The organism is Bacillus sp. FSL L8-0358, from assembly GCF_038593095.1.
Lineage (GTDB): Bacteria > Bacillota > Bacilli > Bacillales > Bacillaceae > Bacillus > Bacillus subtilis.
The window spans coordinates 3,203,443-3,221,948 of sequence record NZ_CP151962.1; the positions used below are offsets into that span (position 1 = coordinate 3,203,443).

17 protein-coding genes and 1 pseudogene are annotated in these 18,506 nt (G+C 48.8%); 8 read left to right on the top strand and 10 right to left on the bottom strand.

What is annotated here, in order from left to right:
- Positions 1 to 10: 10 nt before the first annotated feature.
- The 5 genes from pucJ (at position 11) to yuzJ (ending at position 5,036) form a co-directional block, all read left to right on the top strand.
- The gene (pucJ, locus tag NYE49_RS16540; protein WP_047183132.1) at positions 11 to 1,360 is read left to right on the top strand and encodes a uric acid permease PucJ; all 1,350 of its coding nucleotides are present in this window, start codon (positions 11 to 13) and stop codon (positions 1,358 to 1,360) included.
- A 5-nt stretch (positions 1,361 to 1,365) separates the two neighbouring features.
- Positions 1,366 to 2,658 carry a uric acid permease PucK gene (pucK, locus tag NYE49_RS16545; protein WP_047183133.1) on the top strand — a complete coding sequence of 431 codons (1,293 nt, stop codon included), beginning with the start codon at positions 1,366 to 1,368 and terminating at the stop codon, positions 2,656 to 2,658.
- 12 nt (positions 2,659 to 2,670) lie between these two features.
- The gene (pucL, locus tag NYE49_RS16550; RefSeq protein WP_046160816.1) at positions 2,671 to 4,155 is read left to right on the top strand and encodes a factor-independent urate hydroxylase; all 1,485 of its coding nucleotides are present in this window, start codon (positions 2,671 to 2,673) and stop codon (positions 4,153 to 4,155) included.
- On the top strand, positions 4,155 to 4,499 hold the full coding sequence (gene uraH, locus NYE49_RS16555; protein WP_047183134.1) for a hydroxyisourate hydrolase: 345 nt from the start codon (positions 4,155 to 4,157) through the stop codon (positions 4,497 to 4,499). The genes pucL and uraH overlap by 1 nt, the downstream gene beginning before the upstream one ends.
- Before the next feature lie 405 nt (positions 4,500 to 4,904).
- Positions 4,905 to 5,036, top strand: a complete 132-nt coding sequence (gene yuzJ / locus NYE49_RS16560; protein WP_009968115.1) for a YhzE/YjcZ family sporulation protein YuzJ — start codon at positions 4,905 to 4,907, stop codon at positions 5,034 to 5,036.
- A gap of 205 nt (positions 5,037 to 5,241) precedes the next feature.
- Here yuzJ and pucE read toward each other — a convergent pair whose 3' ends face one another.
- The 7 genes from pucE to allC all read right to left on the bottom strand — a co-directional run bounded on the left by pucE (position 5,242) and on the right by allC (position 13,152).
- Entirely contained in the window at positions 5,242 to 5,763 is a 522-nt protein-coding gene (gene pucE, locus NYE49_RS16565) for a xanthine dehydrogenase subunit E (RefSeq protein WP_015483659.1), read from the bottom strand.
- Positions 5,754 to 7,991, bottom strand: a complete 2,238-nt coding sequence (gene pucD, locus NYE49_RS16570; RefSeq protein ID WP_342410475.1) for a xanthine dehydrogenase subunit D — start codon at positions 7,989 to 7,991, stop codon at positions 5,754 to 5,756. The genes pucE and pucD overlap by 10 nt, the downstream gene beginning before the upstream one ends.
- Positions 7,992 to 8,825: a xanthine dehydrogenase subunit C gene (gene pucC, locus NYE49_RS16575; RefSeq protein WP_342410476.1), complete on the bottom strand. Its 834-nt coding sequence runs from the start codon at positions 8,823 to 8,825 to the stop codon at positions 7,992 to 7,994.
- Positions 8,822 to 9,439, bottom strand: coding sequence for a xanthine dehydrogenase accessory protein PucB (gene pucB, locus NYE49_RS16580; RefSeq protein ID WP_342410477.1), 618 nt, complete (start codon positions 9,437 to 9,439; stop codon positions 8,822 to 8,824). The genes pucC and pucB overlap by 4 nt, the downstream gene beginning before the upstream one ends.
- Positions 9,436 to 10,428 (bottom strand): XdhC family protein, encoded by a 993-nt coding sequence (locus NYE49_RS16585; RefSeq protein ID WP_342410478.1) that lies wholly within the window; start codon positions 10,426 to 10,428, stop codon positions 9,436 to 9,438. Before NYE49_RS16585 ends, pucB begins: the two co-directional genes overlap by 4 nt.
- Before the next feature lie 218 nt (positions 10,429 to 10,646).
- Positions 10,647 to 11,897, bottom strand: a complete 1,251-nt coding sequence (pucG, locus tag NYE49_RS16590; protein WP_342410479.1) for a (S)-ureidoglycine--glyoxylate transaminase — start codon at positions 11,895 to 11,897, stop codon at positions 10,647 to 10,649.
- Positions 11,898 to 11,913: 16 nt separating this feature from the next.
- Positions 11,914 to 13,152, bottom strand: a complete 1,239-nt coding sequence (allC, locus tag NYE49_RS16595) for an allantoate deiminase (RefSeq protein WP_160221801.1) — start codon at positions 13,150 to 13,152, stop codon at positions 11,914 to 11,916.
- Positions 13,153 to 13,396: 244 nt separating this feature from the next.
- On the opposite strand from allC, the pseudogene NYE49_RS16600 reads away from it, so the two are divergent.
- Positions 13,397 to 13,516: pseudogene (locus NYE49_RS16600) on the top strand (hypothetical protein); the annotation flags it as partial.
- 81 nt (positions 13,517 to 13,597) lie between these two features.
- On the top strand, positions 13,598 to 14,464 hold the full coding sequence (locus tag NYE49_RS16605; RefSeq protein WP_342410481.1) for an endonuclease I family protein: 867 nt from the start codon (positions 13,598 to 13,600) through the stop codon (positions 14,462 to 14,464).
- A gap of 233 nt (positions 14,465 to 14,697) precedes the next feature.
- Here NYE49_RS16605 and ugpC read toward each other — a convergent pair whose 3' ends face one another.
- Entirely contained in the window at positions 14,698 to 15,801 is a 1,104-nt protein-coding gene (gene ugpC / locus NYE49_RS16610) for a sn-glycerol-3-phosphate ABC transporter ATP-binding protein UgpC (protein ID WP_342410483.1), read from the bottom strand.
- A 181-nt stretch (positions 15,802 to 15,982) separates the two neighbouring features.
- Here ugpC and frlR point away from each other — a divergent pair, with 181 nt between their 5' ends.
- Complete coding sequence (frlR, locus tag NYE49_RS16615) at positions 15,983 to 16,711, top strand: transcriptional regulator FrlR (protein WP_014480777.1); 729 nt, start codon at positions 15,983 to 15,985, stop codon at positions 16,709 to 16,711.
- A gap of 24 nt (positions 16,712 to 16,735) precedes the next feature.
- On the opposite strand, the gene frlD is transcribed toward frlR, so the two are convergent.
- Both frlD and NYE49_RS16625 read right to left on the bottom strand, forming a co-directional pair.
- A complete protein-coding gene (gene frlD, locus NYE49_RS16620; RefSeq protein ID WP_003228626.1) occupies positions 16,736 to 17,590 on the bottom strand; it encodes a fructosamine kinase FrlD in 855 nt (284 codons plus the stop codon).
- A 13-nt stretch (positions 17,591 to 17,603) separates the two neighbouring features.
- Positions 17,604 to 18,506 carry a carbohydrate ABC transporter permease gene (locus NYE49_RS16625; protein WP_014477909.1) on the bottom strand — a complete coding sequence of 301 codons (903 nt, stop codon included), beginning with the start codon at positions 18,504 to 18,506 and terminating at the stop codon, positions 17,604 to 17,606.

Sequence of the window (18,506 nt, forward strand, 5' to 3'; positions counted from 1 at the left end):
AGGGACTATAGTGAAAAAAAGATCGTTTAAGGTGTTTACGCTTAGCCTGCAGCATGTGCTCGCCATGTATGCAGGTGCGATTTTGGTGCCCCTGCTTGTCGGCAGGGCGCTGAATGTAACAACTGAACAGCTGTCCTACCTATTGGCGATTGACCTGTTAACATGCGGCGTCGCGACGCTTTTGCAAACCTTGCGCGGAGCATACATCGGCATCGGGCTTCCCGTCATGCTTGGCAGTTCATTTGTGGCCGTCACCCCGATGATTGCAATCGGCAGCAATTACGGCATTCACGCGATTTATGGTTCCATCATCGCGGCCGGTGTGTTCATCTTTTTGTTTGCGCGTTTTTTCGGCAAGCTGACTGTGTTATTTCCTCCTGTCGTAACAGGTACCGTTGTGACCTTGATCGGCCTTTCACTTGTTCCGACAGGTGTGAAAAATATGGCTGGCGGCGAAAAAATAAACGGCAGCGCCAACCCCGAATACGGTTCGCTCGAAAACCTTCTTCTCTCTGTCGGTGTCCTTGTTCTGATCTTAGTCCTCAACCGCTTTCTCAAAGGATTTGCCCGAACACTGTCCGTTCTGATCGGCATCGCCGCCGGAACAGCGGCAGCAGCGATCATGGGCAAAGTCAGCTTTTCTTCTGTGACAGAAGCACCGTTCTTCCAATTCCCGAAGCCTTTTTACTTCGGAGCCCCCACGTTTGAAATCGGTCCGATCTTAACGATGCTGATCGTCGGAATCGTCATTATTGTGGAATCAACCGGCGTTTTTTACGCAATCGGAAAGATATGCGGCAGACCTTTAACTGAAAAAGATCTCGTCAAAGGCTATCGAGCGGAAGGAATCGCCATTCTCATCGGCGGGCTGTTCAATGCCTTTCCTTATAATACCTTTGCGCAAAACGCCGGCTTATTGCAGCTGACCAAAGTGAAAACAAGAAACATCGTCGTTACCGCAGGCTGTATCCTTGTCTGTCTCGGACTGATTCCGAAGATTGCCGCCCTTGCATCTGCCGTTCCTGCTGCTGTACTTGGCGGCGCGACCGTCGTCATGTTCGGCATGGTGATTGCCTCCGGCGTCAAAATGCTCAGCACAGCGGGTCTCAAAAATCAATACCACCTCCTGACCATCGCATGCTCAATCGCACTCGGCATCGGCGCCAGCACGGTCCCCGGGATTTTTGCTGAATTCCCCGCTCCGATTAGAATTCTGGTCAGTGACGGCACCATCACCGGAAGCCTGACCGCCATCTTTTTGAATCTATTTTTCAGCTTGCGCGACAAAAAAGAATTAACAGCACAGCAAACAGAACTTCCGGTATTAGAACATACACTCGCATTAGAAAAAGAGGTGTAAAAAAGATGAAGGAACAGCACAATGCCTTACAGCTGATGATGCTGGGGCTTCAGCACATGCTTGCCATGTATGCGGGAGCCATTCTCGTTCCGCTGATCGTCGGAGCGGCGATCGGGCTGAATGCGGGACAGCTGACGTATTTAATCGCGATTGATTTGTTTATGTGCGGGGCGGCAACTCTTTTGCAGCTCTGGAGAAACCGATATTTCGGCATCGGCCTTCCCGTTGTGCTTGGATGCACGTTTACCGCAGTCGGCCCGATGATTTCCATCGGCAGTACTTACGGTGTCCCAGCGATATACGGTGCCATTATCGCCGCAGGACTGATTGTCGTCTTAGCCGCGGGCTTCTTCGGGAAGCTTGTCCGTTTTTTTCCGCCTGTTGTAACCGGATCAGTCGTCATGATCATCGGCATCAGCCTGATTCCAACGGCAATGAATAACCTGGCCGGAGGTGAAGGAAGCAAAGAATTCGGCTCACTGGACAACGTGCTCCTCGGGTTTGGCGTCACAGCTTTTATCTTATTGCTGTTTTATTTCTTTAAAGGCTTTATCCGCTCCATAGCGATTTTACTCGGTCTTATCGCAGGAACAGCGGCTGCATATTTCATGGGAAAGGTCGATTTTTCTGAGGTCTTGGAGGCGTCTTGGCTTCATGTTCCGTCTCTGTTTTATTTCGGATCGCCAACCTTTGAGCTGCCGGCTGTTGTCACGATGCTTCTCGTTGCGATTGTCAGCCTCGTTGAATCGACAGGCGTTTATTTTGCGCTTGCCGATATCACAAACCGCAGGCTGTCGGAGAAAGATCTGGAAAAGGGCTACCGGGCAGAAGGCCTTGCGATTTTGCTGGGCGGCTTATTTAATGCATTTCCCTATACAGCTTTCTCACAGAATGTCGGCATCGTTCAGCTTTCAAAGATGAAAAGTGTCAACGTCATCGCCATCACAGGAATCATACTGGTCGCGATCGGCCTGGTTCCAAAAGCAGCGGCCCTGACAACAGTGATCCCCACCCCAGTTCTCGGCGGCGCAATGATCGTCATGTTCGGCATGGTCATTTCTTACGGGATCAAAATGCTATCCAGCGTTGACCTTGATTCGCAAGGCAACCTGCTGATTATCGCCTCTTCCGTCAGCTTGGGGCTTGGCGCTACAACAGTTCCCGCGTTGTTTTCATCTCTTCCGGGCGCGGCCTCTGTCTTGGCAGGAAGCGGAATTGTGATCGGCAGTTTGACGGCCATTGCACTGCACGCTTTTTTTCAAACCAAACAGCCGAATGGCGCAGACATAAAAACGTAAAGGAAGATGCCAATGTTCACAATGGATGACCTGAACCAAATGGACACACAAACACTGACAGACACACTTGGCTCTATTTTTGAACACTCTTCATGGATTGCGGAGAGATCCGCAGCACTACGGCCGTTTTCGTCCCTTTCTGATCTTCACCGCAAAATGACTGGCATTGTAAAAGCCGCGGATCGCGAGACACAGCTTGATTTAATCAAAAAGCATCCCCGGCTCGGAACAAAGAAAACAATGAGCGATGACTCGGTACGAGAGCAGCAGAACGCGGGGCTCAGCAAATTAGAACAGCAGGAATACGAGGAGTTTCTCATGCTGAATGAACACTATTATGATCGCTTCGGCTTTCCTTTTATTTTAGCGGTGAAGGGAAAGACGAAACAGGACATTCACCAAGCCCTGCTGGCAAGGCTTGAGAGCGAACGAGAAACGGAGTTCCAGCAGGCCCTTATAGAAATTTACCGAATCGCCCGCTTTCGTCTGGCTGACATCATCACTGAAAAAGGAGAGACGCAAATGAAAAGAACTATGTCTTATGGCAAAGGAAATGTATTTGCATACCGAACGTTTTTAAAACCGCTCACTGGAGTGAAGCAAATCCCAGAATCATCTTTTGCCGGGAGAAGCAATACCGTTGTCGGTGTTGATGTGACATGCGAAATTGGCGGAGAAGCCTTCCTGCCATCATTTACAGACGGAGACAATACTCTCGTCGTGGCGACGGATTCAATGAAAAACTTTATCCAGCGCCATCTCGCATCCTATGAAGGAACGACAACCGAGGGGTTCCTACACTATGTAGCTCACCGATTTTTAGATACCTATTCTCATATGGACAAGATCACTCTGACTGGCGAAGACATTCCGTTTGAAGCAATGCCTGCATACGAGGAGAAAGAGCTTAGCACAAGCCGCCTCGTCTTCAGAAGATCGCGTAATGAACGAAGCCGCTCTGTGCTGAAAGCAGAACGAAGCGGGAATACCATAACGATTACAGAGCAATACAGCGAAATCATGGATCTTCAGCTCGTCAAGGTGAGCGGCAACTCCTTCGTCGGCTTCATCCGGGACGAATATACGACTCTCCCGGAAGACGGCAACCGCCCGCTGTTTGTCTATTTAAACATCAGCTGGCAATATGAAAATACCAATGACGCATACGCTTTTGATCCATCCCGCTACGTTGCGGCTGAACAAGTCCGCGACTTAGCGAGCACCGTTTTTCACGAGCTCGAAACCCCTTCAATCCAAAACTTAATCTATCATATCGGCTGCAGAATATTAGCGAGGTTCCCGCAGCTCACTGATGTCAGCTTCCAATCTCAAAATCACACGTGGGATACGGTTGTCGAAGAAATCCCGGGCTCAAAAGGAAAAGTCTACACCGAACCGCGCCCGCCATACGGTTTCCAACATTTTACCGTGACAAGAGAAGACGCCGAGAAAGAAAAACAGAAAGCCGCTGAAAAATGTCGGAGCCTGAAAGCCTGATGGGAAAACTGACAACCCATATTTTAGATTTAACCTGCGGCAAACCAGCGGCGAACGTAAAAATTGAATTGAAGCGGCTGGGCGAAAGTATTATGAAAGAGGTTTACACTAACAATGACGGCAGAGCCAATGTCCCTCTGCTGGCTGGTGAAGAGCTGGTGTCCGGAGAGTATGTGATGGAATTTCATGCAGGAGACTATTTTGCGAATAAAAACGTGAATACGATCGACCAGCCGTTTTTAACCATCGTCACCGTCCGTTTTCAGCTTGCAGATCCAGATGCACATTATCATATCCCGCTCTTGCTGTCGCCGTTTGGTTATCAGGTGTATAGGGGGAGTTAAGAAGGAAGCCCGCCGGTGAGGCGGGCTTCTATTTGCACTTCAATAAACTTTTGATCCTAGGACAGTACTTGCAGTGATCCCACGCTTAGTGAAACAACAGCTTGAATAAACATTCACCAATATTTTTCAGGATAATTGCCTACGAGAAAAATATCCTGTAGTCCTTTCATTTATAAATCGAGGTTTCAAACTAATAAGTCAGCTCTTAGCAGCCGAGCTCCCTTTTCTAATCCTATAACGAAAAAATACTTTGAAGACAATTGATGCTGTTTTAATAGTTTTGATAATGGGTTCTCTCTTACACCTTTAGACAAAATATTCATTTTTTCTTTTTTAGACTTAAATCTATGTCGAAAATGATCGTTTGGCATATCTTATACTATCTCCACTAAAGGAGGTGACATTATGGGATTCTACAATTCTGGTGGATATAGTGGAAACTCTGGTTACTCAAACGGTTTCGGGAGCTCCTTCGCTTTGATAGTGGTGCTATTCATTTTGTTGATCATTGTTGGAGCAGCTATCTTTAATTATTAAGTTTAACTTTCCTTGCCTCCGCCGTATCCAACACCTCCCTGTCCGACAGACGCCATAAGAAGTTTTTATGGCGTCTTTGCTATGGATTCACTAATCATTTTCTAATCCAGAAGCTATCAAGTTCTACGAGATTTATCGTGATGTTTCCCACAGCGCTTCTGCGTCTTGACCGCGCTGTCTGACTGAGGCTAAAAAAGTCCGGCTTTTAAAAGCCGGACTCCCGTCTACCCCCGTTCAACTCTCTTCTAATCCTGCAAGCTGACCGCATAATCCCGCCATACCCGGTACACCGGCACAAATTCCCCGCCAGCCCTTCTTCTATATCTTCGTCAGAAGGTTGAGGGGTTTCCCGAAACAGAGCTTTAAGCGCAATTATCATTCCTGGGGTACAGTAGCCGCATTGGAAGCCTCCTTCTTCCAGAAAAGCGGTTTGGCAGATATCCAGTTCCTCTTTTTGTACGCCCTCGATTGTTGTAATGGAGTGGCCGTCCACTTGGTAAGCCATGGTCATACACGCATTGGCCAGTTTTCCGTCGATTAAAATAGAGCAGGCTCCGCAGCGGCCGATTCCGCAGGACACCTTTGTCCCGGTCAGCTGAAATTCCTTTCTAAGCAGGTCACTCAGATGTGTCGTAGGAACGGCAGCAACCTCCCGCTCCTGTCCATTCACGGTCATTCGGAACTGTTCCTTTTTTACAGGAAATGGCCCGGCCTCTTTTACGTCCATTGCTTCAGCCCCTTTCTGTCTATCGCTTCAAGCAGCTCTTCTCTTGAAATCGGCAGCTTATTAATCCAACATCCGACTGCATCATGTACTGCCTTTACAATCGCCGGAGTGATGGCGATCGTTCCGATTTCGCCAACACCGCGCGGTCCATATGCATCACCCTTCATTAGTTCTTCTATTGCGATCACCTTCATGTTAGGAACGTCTTTAACTCCAGGGATCAAATAGTGATCTAAATTTTCCGCAGCATAACGGCCGTCCGTCATTTTGGCTTCCTCCATCAGTGTGTAGCCGAGTGCCATGGCAGCGCCGCCTTCAATTTGACCTCGATAACCCTGCGGACTGACAACCGGACCTGCCGCAATAGCATGCTCACAATCTATCACTTTGACATCGCCTGTTAACAGATCTACCTCCACCTCAACGGCAGCCGCTCCAAATGAGTAGAGGAAATGGCCGCCCACCACAGGATCAGGCGTTGTTGGAAAGTCAAAGGCCGTTTCCTCTGCCAAAGGGCCTTTTTCAGCCAGCTCCTTATACGTCACCACGAGCGCCTTTGTGTTTTTGTCACGCAAGCCTGCAGCGCCGGGAATAAGGTTTTCCGCTGAACAGCCGTTCCATTCTGCCGCCCTTTTTTTCAACTGAGCTAGAAACGGCTTCTTCAAACGCTGGATCGCGTGCCACACCATGCTTGTGCCGCGGGATGCTGTGGAGGAGCCTGACTTCGGCACTTTTGCGGTATCCCCAATAACAATGGAAATATCTTCTGCGGCACAACCCAGCTCCTCCATGACAATATGTTCAATCGCTGCTAGAATCCCCTGTCCGCATTCTTCAAATCCGAACGATGCTGTGATTTTGCCTTCACTCGAAAGGGACAAACGGCCTCCTGCCGCATCCATTCGGCCATATCCCAGCCCGCCGCCGTGCATTGTAATTGCCGCTCCCGTGCCTCTTTGCAGATACCCGCAGTTCCGGCTTGTTCTTGTAAGAATGGGAGATTTAGATATGGCATTCAACACCTGCGCCGCTCCGTCAGTTGGTGCAATTCGATGCTCAAGCGGTCCCAAGTCATGCGGTTTTCTGATATTTTTTCTTCTCAGCTCCAGCGGGTCGATGCCGAGCATGCCGCTGAGACGATCGAGATGGGTTTCGAGTGCAAATGTGATTTGATTGCCGCCAAAGCCTCGGAATTCCCCCGCCACCCCGTTGTTCGTAAATACTGATATTCCTTCAGTCCGGATATTCGGAATACGGTACGGCCCCGCGGCATGCTCGACAGAAAAATCAAGAACAGCCGGTCCGAGCGTAGCATATGCGCCTGTGTCCGCCACAATTTTCACGTCATGCGCCAATAGATTTCCCGAATGATCCGCACCCGTTTTTATCGTAATCTTCATCGGATGGCGCTTAATGCCAGAACGTACAGATTCCTTTCGTGTCTGATGGATTTTGACAGGACGTCCGCTTTTCAGTGACAAAAGCGCGGCATACGGCTGAATATTCAGCTCATCCTTCCCTCCGAACGAGCCGCCCATCGGACTTGACACAATCCTTATCTTCTCTTCAGGAATGTCAAAAATACGGGCAAGCTGGAAACGGTCTTTATAGCCGTGCTGGGTTCCTGCATACATCGTAAAACCCCCGTCGTCTTCCGGAACGGCTACGCCTCCCTCCGTTTCCATATACGTATGCATCTGCCGCGGCAGCTCATAGGTTTCTTCAAGGACTGTGTCAGATGCTTGAAACCCTTCTTCCACATCGCCGTTTAAAAAAAATGCGTGGTGCAGGATATTCCCGTCCTCATGCAGTCTTTGCGCATTCGGCCGAAGCGCTTTTTCTGGTGAATCCATGACTTCCAGCTCTTTATATTCAACGTGAATCAGCTCCAGCGCCGCTTCCGCGATTTCCTCCGATTCTGCAGCAACTGCGGCGATCGCATCCCCGACATACCGCACCCTGTCCTCACATAAAACCGGCTGATCAGGGATGACAATGCCAAATCGGTTTAAGCCGGGAACGTCTTTATGTGTGACGACGGCCTGCACGCCTTCCATTTTCTCAGCTTTTATGGTGCAAACCGACACAATCTCTGCATGAGGATAAGCACTTCTCAGCACCTTGCCATACAGCATTCCCGGAAAGCTGAGATCGGTCATATATTTCAATTCCCCTGTGACCTTACCCCTTCCATCCGGCCTGACTCTTGACGGTTTGTTGATGATCATTTATTCCCCTCCCTCAGCCATCAGCTCTGCCATGATGACGTTGGCAGCGGCTTTTTTTCTGTATGCCGCTGACATAAAAGCATCTGAGGAAAACGGCAGCTCATGGATAAGTGTTTTGTACAGCTCATGCGAGTCCCACCCTGGTGCCATCCATTTCGCTTCGCTGTCCAATAATCTCCTAGGAGTGATATCGGCATGACCAGCGGCGAGGCGAATGCCGCCGTCTTTCAAAAAACGTCCAGCTGCAACAGCAGCCGCTCCTGTAAAAGCCTGTCGCCTCCCAAGTTTACGGTAAAATACACGCTCTCCCTCCGTCCGCGGGATGATGACACGCGTGACGATAGCCGTTCTAAAGTCTTCCTCACTGAGCCAAGCGCCAAGCGGCAGCCTGATGAGCTTCTTTTGATATACGATAAGCTCAGCATCAAGCACAAGCAGAAGCGGAATGAAATCACCGATTTTACTCGCTATGTTGCCGCCAATCGTGGCACGGCTGCGGATTCCCGGTGCGGCGACAGCAGAAGCAGCGTCACTGAAACAGCCAAGCGCGCTCTTGATCAAAGGGTTCTTTCTGCATTCATTCAGTGATGTGAGCGCCCCGATCGACACGTGGGTGTCACTGGCGCTGATCCCTCGCATCTCGTCAATCCCTTCAAGGCTGACAAGGTGCTGTTTCGGCAGAGTTCCTTTGTCCCACTGAAGCTGAAGCAGCGTGCTTCCCGATGCGGCACACACATCCGGAGCAAGCTTCTCTAAAAGCGAATAGGCCTCATCAAGCGCTGCCGGCCTCCATAATTGAATATTCATCCTTGCTTTTGTCACTTGGCCGTTCAAGCCATCGCCCTCCTTATCATGTCATATTCCTCGGGTGTATCAATATCGTCCAACTCGCCGCTATCCTTTGCCTCCAAAACCGCTCCTGCTCCAAGCTGTCCGCTTTTCAGGAGCCTGCGAGCCCCTTCATCTCCCGTTAACCCCTTTACATAAGGAAAACAAGCCGACGAGAAGTAGATTGGCGGGGTGAACGCCCCTAAAAACGATGACACGGCAAATGACTCAGGAGCCAGAGCCACAAGGGCATTGAGATGATCGACGGAAAGCTGAGGCTGGTCGGCTAACAAAATGACAACGCCGTCCGCCCCCATGCTTTCTGCTTTTCTCACCCCGCTGCCGACTGAATGCCCCTGACCCTTTTCTGCGTCTTGGCAAACGTGCAGGCTCCAGCGTTTTTGAAAAGGCGGAGCGTGATACGGCGCTCCTATCCACTCAAGGGAGGCATGTTCTGTCCGCTCGACGACCAGCACGTGATCAAGGCGGGACGACAGAGCAGTTTTCAAAGAAAGTGAGCCTATGCTTTCTCCTTTTAGCGGCAAAGCCAGCTTGTTTTGGCCCATTCTTCTGCTTTTGCCGGCAGCGAGAAACACGCCGATCAGATAGGGGTTTCTCATACAACCGCCACCCGTTTTCTTGTTTGAATAATTTCTGCAACTACACTTACCGCAATTTCCTCTGGACCTTCCGCACCGATTTTCAGCCCGACCGGACTGTAAAAGTGAGACGGAGGATGTTTTCCGTTCAGCAGCCGTTTCGTGCGGTTTGCCGAACCCAACAGTCCAATATAATGGAGGTTTTGAGAAAATAAGAAGTTGATGATCGTTTGATCGTGCTGATAATGATGGGTTGCCACAACAGCTGCATCATGCGGAAAAAATTGAAATTTGCTAAGCATTTGTTCCGGAAAAGCGGTAATCAGCTGATCCGCTTTTGGAAAAAGAGAGGATGTACAATAAGCGGGCCGCCAATCCGTCACGATAACAGAAAACCCTGTGTCAGCCGCCAAATTGGCCAGCGGTACAGTATCCGGTCCCGCCCCAAACAGAATGAGGCGCGGCTTCGGTTCAATTCGCTGAATAAACATGTTAGTGGGTGGATCGAAATGCGGTAAATGAAGCGTTGAAACAGTACGTTGAATATCTTGCAGAGGCGCGTCCGGCCAGTTGCCAAAATGCCCGTTCTCCGTCAGAAATAAATAATGGGAGGATCCAATCTTTGTAACGGAAGTGACAGCTTTGCCTGAATGAAGGCAATCCCTCACTTTCTCATAGTGCCGCCTTTTTTCCTGAGTGATTCGCTCTGCATGAACATGAATAATGCCATTGCACCCGGCTCCCATGCCCCAAGAAAGATCGTCCTCCGACCGCATGTCGTAGGGAATCAGCGTTGGTGTGAGCTGATCGCCCAGCGCACTGATTCGTTGGCATAAATCTTCTTCCACACACCCGCCGCTCAGCAAGCCAATCCGTCTGCCATTTTTCTTAAAGAGCATAGAGGCGCCTGCTTTTCGATACGCGGAACCTTCCACTTGAACAATTGTCGCCAGTACAGCCTCCTCCTGGTCTTCCAGGAGCGCATCTAACATCGTGTGAAAATTTTCCAATGCTGCATCCTCCTCTCGAAAAAAACAACTAATTCAGCGTGATTTTATGGGTAACTTGTATAAAGAATAGACGATGGAAGAAAAAATGACTCATGATTTGTCAGAAAATGAAACACATAGAAAGAGGATTTGTAAAAAGAGTCAAACGAAGAAAATCAGATTGGAGAAAACACGAAATCATATCGTTAAAAAGCTTGCGGAGTTCCGCAAGCTTCTCTTTACACCGCTGCCTGGCGGTCAGCGTTTTCATACACATCCAGCGCTGCTTGGAGCGCTTTTCCTGCTTCGATTCCTGCGTGATGTCTGAGAAGCACGGCCTCTAACCCGGCAAGCACGAATAGCACGTTTTCTTTTCTGCAGCTGTACCCCATCGTGCCGATTCTCCAGATCTTCCCTGCAAGCGGGCCGAATGAGCTGGCGATTTCAATGCCGAATTGTGCCAACAGCATGTCACGGACAGACTCGCCGTCAATGCCGCCGGGAATTTCGACACAGGTAACAACAGGCATTTTGCAGCTGTCATCTCCAAACAATCTTAGCCCCATTGCCTTTATCCCTGCTGCTAATGCGGCTTCATGGTGCCGATGCCGCTCGAAACGCGTCTCAAGACCTTCTTCAAGCACCAGTCTGACTCCCTCACGTAAGGCGTACAGCATCGTCGTCGCTTCTGTATGATGATTGAGCCGTCTTTCGCTCCAATAATCCTCAAGCTGGCTCAAATCAAAGTAGTTGCTTGTAATTGGCCGATTTCCCGAAAGTGCTGCCCTGTCAGCTTGTGTCGCAATCCCGCGTTCCACCTTTTTGCGAGCTGCAATCACGTCCGCCACCCGCTCATTATATGTAATCGGCGCCATTCCTGAAGGCACAGACAAACATTTTTGCGTTCCGCCGATGGCAGCGTCAATCTTCCATTCATCGACTTTAACCTCGCAGCCCCCAATCGTTGCGACTGCATCGACGATAAACAATGCATCCTCGGTGCGGCAGGCTTCGCCGATGGCTTTCAGCGGGTGAATCCGTCCTGTCGATGTTTCTCCATGCACCATTGCCACAATTTTCGGCTTCACTTTTTTTATCTCCCGTATGATGTCCTCCGGGTCAAAAACCGTTCCCCATTCGCACTCAAGCATATGAACATTTGCCCCATATCGCTCTGCGATTTCAGTCAGCAAATAACCGAAACGGCCGTAAATGGGAATGAGCACATCATCTTCCGGCTCTATCACACTGGCCAGCACTGCTTCAATTCCCGCCCTTGAAGTGCCGTCAATCGGGTATGCCCAGCGGTTTTTTGTTTGGAACAGCTCCCGAAGCATCTCCATCGTTTCATTCATAATACCTGTAAACGCCGGATCAAATTGGCCGACAACCGGGGTGCTCATTACTCTTAATACACGCGGATCAACCTCAACAGGCCCTGGCGTCATAATCGTTCTTAACGGGGTGCATAATTCTCTTCTGCCTGACACAGCCATTCCTCCTTTATCAGTAAGCCAGTTTGTATAATAAATCAGTCAGTGCGCGGACGCCGATCTCAAGCTGTCTGGCTGACGTATATTCCTTCGGTGAGTGGCTGACGCCGCCTCGGCTTGGCACAAACAGCATACAAGCAGGATAGCGCCTTCCGATCATTTGCGCGTCATGCCCTGCTCCGCTCACCATTTCCTCACAGCTGAAGCCGTTTTCTAATGCTGTTTCAAAAGCCGCAGCCTTCAGCCTTTCGTCCATCGGCACAGGCTCTATCCGCATATATTCATCAATCACGGCGCGAATTCCTTTTTGTAGGCAAATGCCGTTGATCAAAGCAACCATGTCTTGATGAAACTGCTCCAGCACATGCTGATGCTGATGGCGAATATCGATTGAAAACTGGACGCGGCCCGGTATGACATTGGCTACATTGGGCTCTGCCGTTATTTTTCCGCATGTCAGACGGAGCTCCTCCGGCAGCTCCTCCGACCGCAGCAGCAGCTCATGAATGATACGGCTGCTGGCTGCGAGCGGGTCCTTGCGCCATTTCATGGAGGTGGTTCCCGCATGATTGCATTCCCCCTCCAGCGTGACGAGATAGCGCCTCTGCCCCGCAATGCTTGTCACAATCCCGAGATCCCGTCCTGACATTTCCAATGTCTGTCCCTGTTCAATATGGAGCTCAACAAAAGCGCTGATATCTGTCCGATATGCTGCCTGAAACACACCTTTGCCAAAACCGTTCTCATGCATCGCATGTTGCAGCGAGACTCCTGATTCGTCTCTTGGCTCTGCTCCATCCTGTAATGAAAAAACACCCGTCATATTCCCTGATCCCCAATAGGTCATTGGAAAACGACTGCCCTCCTCCTCACATAAAGATACCGCTTCAAGTGTTTTTTTCGGCGATCCATATGTCTCTTTGAGCCGCTTTATCGCAAGCATCGCCGCCAGAACACCATAGGCGCCGTCGTATTTTCCCCCATTGATGACAGTATCGATATGTGAACCGGTTACAATGACTTCATCCGGAGACTGGGTGCCCGAAAGCCTTCCAAACACATTGCCGACATCGTCGAATCTTGTGTCAAGCCCGAAAGAAGACATTTCCGTTTTCACGGCAAGCTGTGCGTCCATCCACTCTTTTGTGTATAAAAGCCTCGTTACGCCGCCATCCGCAGACGCACCGTATTGGGCGAGCCATTCAATATAATCTGTGATGCTGTTTTTTACTGAAAGCTTCTGCTTTTCCATGTACTCCCCCCTCTGGCCGCTATGGTGACTTCATTATAGAAGGAGGAACATGATAGTTCATTGACAGATTAACCAAAAAAACGTTTATTTTTTAGTCAAAGTATCTATCCAGCAACCAGATTCACCCTATATGTCACAACTATTTTGATGTAAAGCTCAAAAGAAAACACGGTAAGGAAGAGAGCCAGCAAGAGCGAAAGAGAGGGTCAAAATGCCTTTCATATGAACAAGCTCAGCTTGCCAGAGAGGCGATGTTTGCGGAACAGATGAAAACAGAAATGCCGGCAGCTCGCAAAAACAGGACCTAAAGATATGGGAACAGGAGATTTCCGCCTCCTCCAAAGGGACTAATTTACAATTTTAATGAAAAATATACAAAATGACACTTCTATCCTTTATTTCAATTTTAGATAATAGACATGATCTGATAAAAGGAGGGCAAGTGATGACAAAAAAAGCATGGTTTCTGCCGCTCGTCTGTGTATTACTGATTTCCGGATGGCTTGCGCCGGCAGCTTCAGCAAGCGCGCAAACCGCATTAAGCCTCAATGACCGATTGGCGTCTTCCCCTTCAGGAACAGGGAGCCTTCTCTCATTAGCCGCCCCCGCTGCACCCTATGCTGACACAGATACCTATTATGAAGGGGCTGAAGGTAAAACAGGAGACTCGCTAAAAAGCACCCTTCACCGTATTATCAGCGGACACACGATGCTGTCCTACAGCGAAGTGTGGAACGCGCTGAAAGAAACGGATGAAGATCCGAGAAATCCGAATAACGTCATCCTGCTCTATACGAATGAATCGCGGGCCAAAAACCTGAACGGCGGCAATGTCGGCGATTGGAACCGCGAGCACGTCTGGGCGAAATCCCATGGCGATTTTGGTACGAGCAAGGGACCTGGTACTGATATTCATCATTTACGCCCAGCCGATGTTCAAGTTAACAGCACAAGAGGAAATATGGATTTTGACAATGGCGGCACTGAATATGCGAAGGCACCCGGAAATTATTATGACGGCGATTCATGGGAGCCCCGTGATGATGTGAAAGGCGATGTTGCCCGCATGCTGTTTTACATGGCTGTCCGTTACGAGGGTGATGACGGCTATCCTGATCTTGAGCTTAATGATAAGACAGGCAACGGCTCAGCTCCTTATCATGGCAAACAATCTGTCCTGCTCGAATGGAATAAGCAGGATCCGGTTGACGACCGCGAGCGGAAAAGAAATGAAATCATTTATGAAAAATATCAGCACAACCGCAATCCATTTATCGACCACCCTGAATGGGCGGACGAGATTTGGCCGTAAGAAAAAGGTGCTCCTTTTGAGGAGCACCTCAGATTGTTGCCAAAACCCTAAAATGGTTTTCATTTTAGGGTTTTGGCATCTTTACAGCGTGATTGAAAACCCTTGAAGTCTAGGAAGGACGAGCATAGGAGCGGAGCGAATGTTCTAATTCGTGAGCACCGAAGCGCAGTCCTGACAACGAATGCGAGGGTTTGTCGACACGCTGAGGTGCTCCTTTTTGGGAGCACCTTTTTCTAATACACAGCCTCTTCCGTTTCCGCATCGAAAAAGACGACGTGGTCCATTTTCACTGAGAGCTGGATTGAATCGCCTGCATAGATTCGCGTGTTTCCGTCCAGGCGGACTTTGAGCCGCTCGTCCCCAGCCATGACATGCACTATGAGCTCCGAGCCCAGATTTTCATTCACCTCCACCTTCGCTTGAAACACTGAATCAAACAACTGGTCATTTCCTGTCATTTGTGTGATGTGCTCCGGCCGTACACCGGCAATCATCTGTTCTCCGGCATATCCCTTTTCCTTCAGCCGCTTTGCTTTTTCTTCAGGAATATGAAGCCGGATCGAAGAATTTGTGAAAAACAGCTCGCCATGCTGCTGTTCTATGATGCCTTTCAAAAAGTTCATCCCAGGAGAGCCAATGAAGCCTGCGACAAACAAATTGGCCGGGTAATGATAAATGTCATGAGGTTTCGCCACTTGCTGAATTTCCCCTTCATTCATGACGACAATCCGATCTCCCATTGTCATTGCCTCGGTCTGGTCATGCGTGACATAAATGATCGTTGCCTCTAATCGCTGGTGCAGCTTGCTGATTTCTGTCCGCATCGTCACTCTTAGTTTTGCATCCAGATTAGAAAGCGGCTCGTCCATTAAAAAGACCTTCGGCTCCCTCACAATCGACCTGCCAAGCGCCACCCTTTGCCGCTGCCCGCCGGAGAGCGCCTTCGGTTTTCTCTTCAGCAAATGTTCAATTTCTAAAATTCTAGCTGCCGCATGAACCCGCTCGGCAATTTCCTGTTTCGCCATCTTTCTGAGCTTTAATCCAAACGCCATATTATCAAAAACCGTCATATGCGGATAAAGCGCATAGTTCTGGAATACCATCGCAATATCACGTTCTTTCGGCGGAAGATCGTTGACCCGCTCCCCATCAATAAGAAGATTTCCTTCAGAAATGCTTTCTAATCCAGCCACCATCCGCAGCGTTGTTGATTTTCCGCATCCTGACGGCCCCACCAGCACCAAAAGCTCCTTATCCTTTACATTTAAATCAAAGTCCTTCACGGTTAATTGTGAGTGATATGATTTTTTGACGTGTTCAAATGTTAATGAAGCCATCAGAAAAGTCCCCCTATCTTTTGACCCGTTATTTCGTCACTGGAAACAACTTGGTCTTTCTGTTATTTTTAGAGTAATCGATTCCCATTTTTGCTATATTTCTAAAATAAAAAATGTAAATTTGTATTATAACGTCATAATACATTATAATATAAATAATAGGTTAAAAGGAGGCTACCCTTTGTTAAACAACGGAAGTTCTACACCTTTATACATTCAGCTAAAACAAATCATCACTGATGACATCAAAAAGGGCGTGTATTCCCCAACCGCCAAGCTGCCTACCGAAAACGAGCTTTGCACCAAGTATAACGTCAGCCGCATCACCGTCAGGAAAGCCATTCTCGATTTAGTCGAAGAAGGCTATCTGATCAGGCAGCAGGGAAAGGGAACGTTCGTTAAAAGCCCTAAATTAAAACGAGAGCTGATCGCTGTAAACGGCTACTCGGAATTTATGGAATCAACCGGCAAAAAACCGAAGCATCATGTGCTGTCCCATGACATCATTCCAGCGTCAAAACCCATCGCAGAAAAGCTTCAAATCCATCCCGAGAGCCCTGTCGTTGAATTAAAACGGATTTTATATAATGATGATCAGCCTCTCACCTTTGAAGTGACGCATTATCCGCTTGATTTGTTTCCCGGCATTGATACCTTTATTGCTGACGGCGTCTCCATGCATGATATTTTGAAACAGCAATACAAAGTTGTACCCACGCACAATACGAAGCTATTAAACGTTGTATATGCCCAACAGGAGGAAAGCAAATACCTGGATTGTGATATCGGGGATGCGCTGTTTGAAATTGATAAAACGGCTTTTACATCAAACGACCAGCCAATCTATTGCTCATTGTTTTTGATGCACACAAACCGTGTCACTTTTACCATCAACAGCCCCTACACATAACAGGCATAAAAAACGAGACACTGCTTATAGTATTCTCGTTTTTTCACTGCTTCCCCCGTCCTCCAAGCGATAAGGATAGCCATAGCCGAAAGCTCCGTACACACCGCAAGTTTTCGCAGCCGTTTCGGCGGCTTGGCGCAAAGCGTACGTTATATCCTGCTTCACGCAAAAGGCAGTCAAAAAGCCTGCTATAAAAGAATCTCCCGCTCCAAGTGTATCTATTATATCAGCTTCCACAATCGGCTGATGATAGACTCGATCACCCGCAGACAGGATTGCTCCTTGGCCCCCTCGGGTCATACAAACCATTTTGGCTCCGTACCCATGAGCTGTTTTGGCAAGCTCACCGCATTCCGACTCACTCAAATCGCTTCCTGAAAAAAACGCATACGTCACATAAGGACAGACCCTCCTCAAATAATCATCCTCCCGATTGGTTGAAAAATCAAATGAGACAGGGACAAGCCCGCACAGCTGCGGAAGATCGTTCTCAAGCCTGCTGTACACGCTCGTATGCAGCAGATCATGCCCGCTGATAAAAGATACATCTTTCTCCTGAAACGCGAGGCGAAGCCGGGACTGAATGCCGCCTTTATTTGACCTGACAAAAATGCGGTCCCCCTGTTCATCAAGGGTGACAATCGCCATCCCGTTTTCTCCGTGCGCCTGGCGGATATAATCTGCATTGACCTGCTCCAGCTTGAGAACGTTCAACAGATGCGCCGCGGCTTCGTCATTGCCGACGATTCCGATATAGGAAGACTCATGCCCGAGCCGCTTGGCAAGCACAGCAACGTTTAAGGCATTTCCTCCCGGGTAAAATGTTTCTTGATCCTGGTAGTAATCTACAACATTATCTCCAACCGCAATCAATTTCATAGCGCTTCCTCCTTTATCCTTTTACACTGCCGCTTGCAATCCCGCGGACAAAATATTTCTGCATCAATAAAAATAGAATAATAATCGGCGCGGCTGAAATCGTTAACCCCGCCAGCAGGACGCCCCAGTCTGTCTGCAGCGCGTCTCTGAACTGCATCAGCCCGGCTGGAATGGTCCGCAAATTCTCATCATCTATGAAAATAATCGCAAACATAAACTCATTCCATGTATGGTAAGCCGTCAAAATGCCGGATGTCACCAAAATCGGCACGCTCATTGGTAAGAAAATTCTGAAAAATACTCCAAAACTTGTACACCCATCCAAATAGGCAGCCTCCTCCAATTCTTTGGAAATAGAAAGAAAATAAGAGCGGATCAAAATGATGGTGAATGGGATCCGATAAGCCGCATACGGCAGGATTAACGCCCAATACGTATTGTACAGGCCAAGCGACTGAATAATAGAATAAAGCGGCACAAGACTGACCTGCGGCGTCAGCATCAACCCGCCAAGACATAGCACCAAAAAGAATCCTTTTCCTTTAAACTCAAACCGGGAAAGGCCATACGCTGCCCATGCACTGATAAAGACAGTGATCACACACGTCAGCGCCGTAACGATGACACTGTTCATAAAATAAGAAGAAATCCCCTGGTTCCAGGCGGAAACAAAATTTTCCGGATGCCACGAAGACGGCAGCGACCAGCTGTGCTCAAAAATATCGTCAGAGTTTTTAAAGGCGCTCATCACCATCCAGAGAAGCGGATAGGCAATCGCAATCAGATAAAGAAACAGAAAAACCCACACAGACGTTTCTCCGATATACCATTTTCGTCTAGGCTTTCTTTTCACCTCAATGTGCTGGTCAGGCACAGGCTCCAATCTGAACGAATCTGTCTTCTTCTGAGGCAGCAT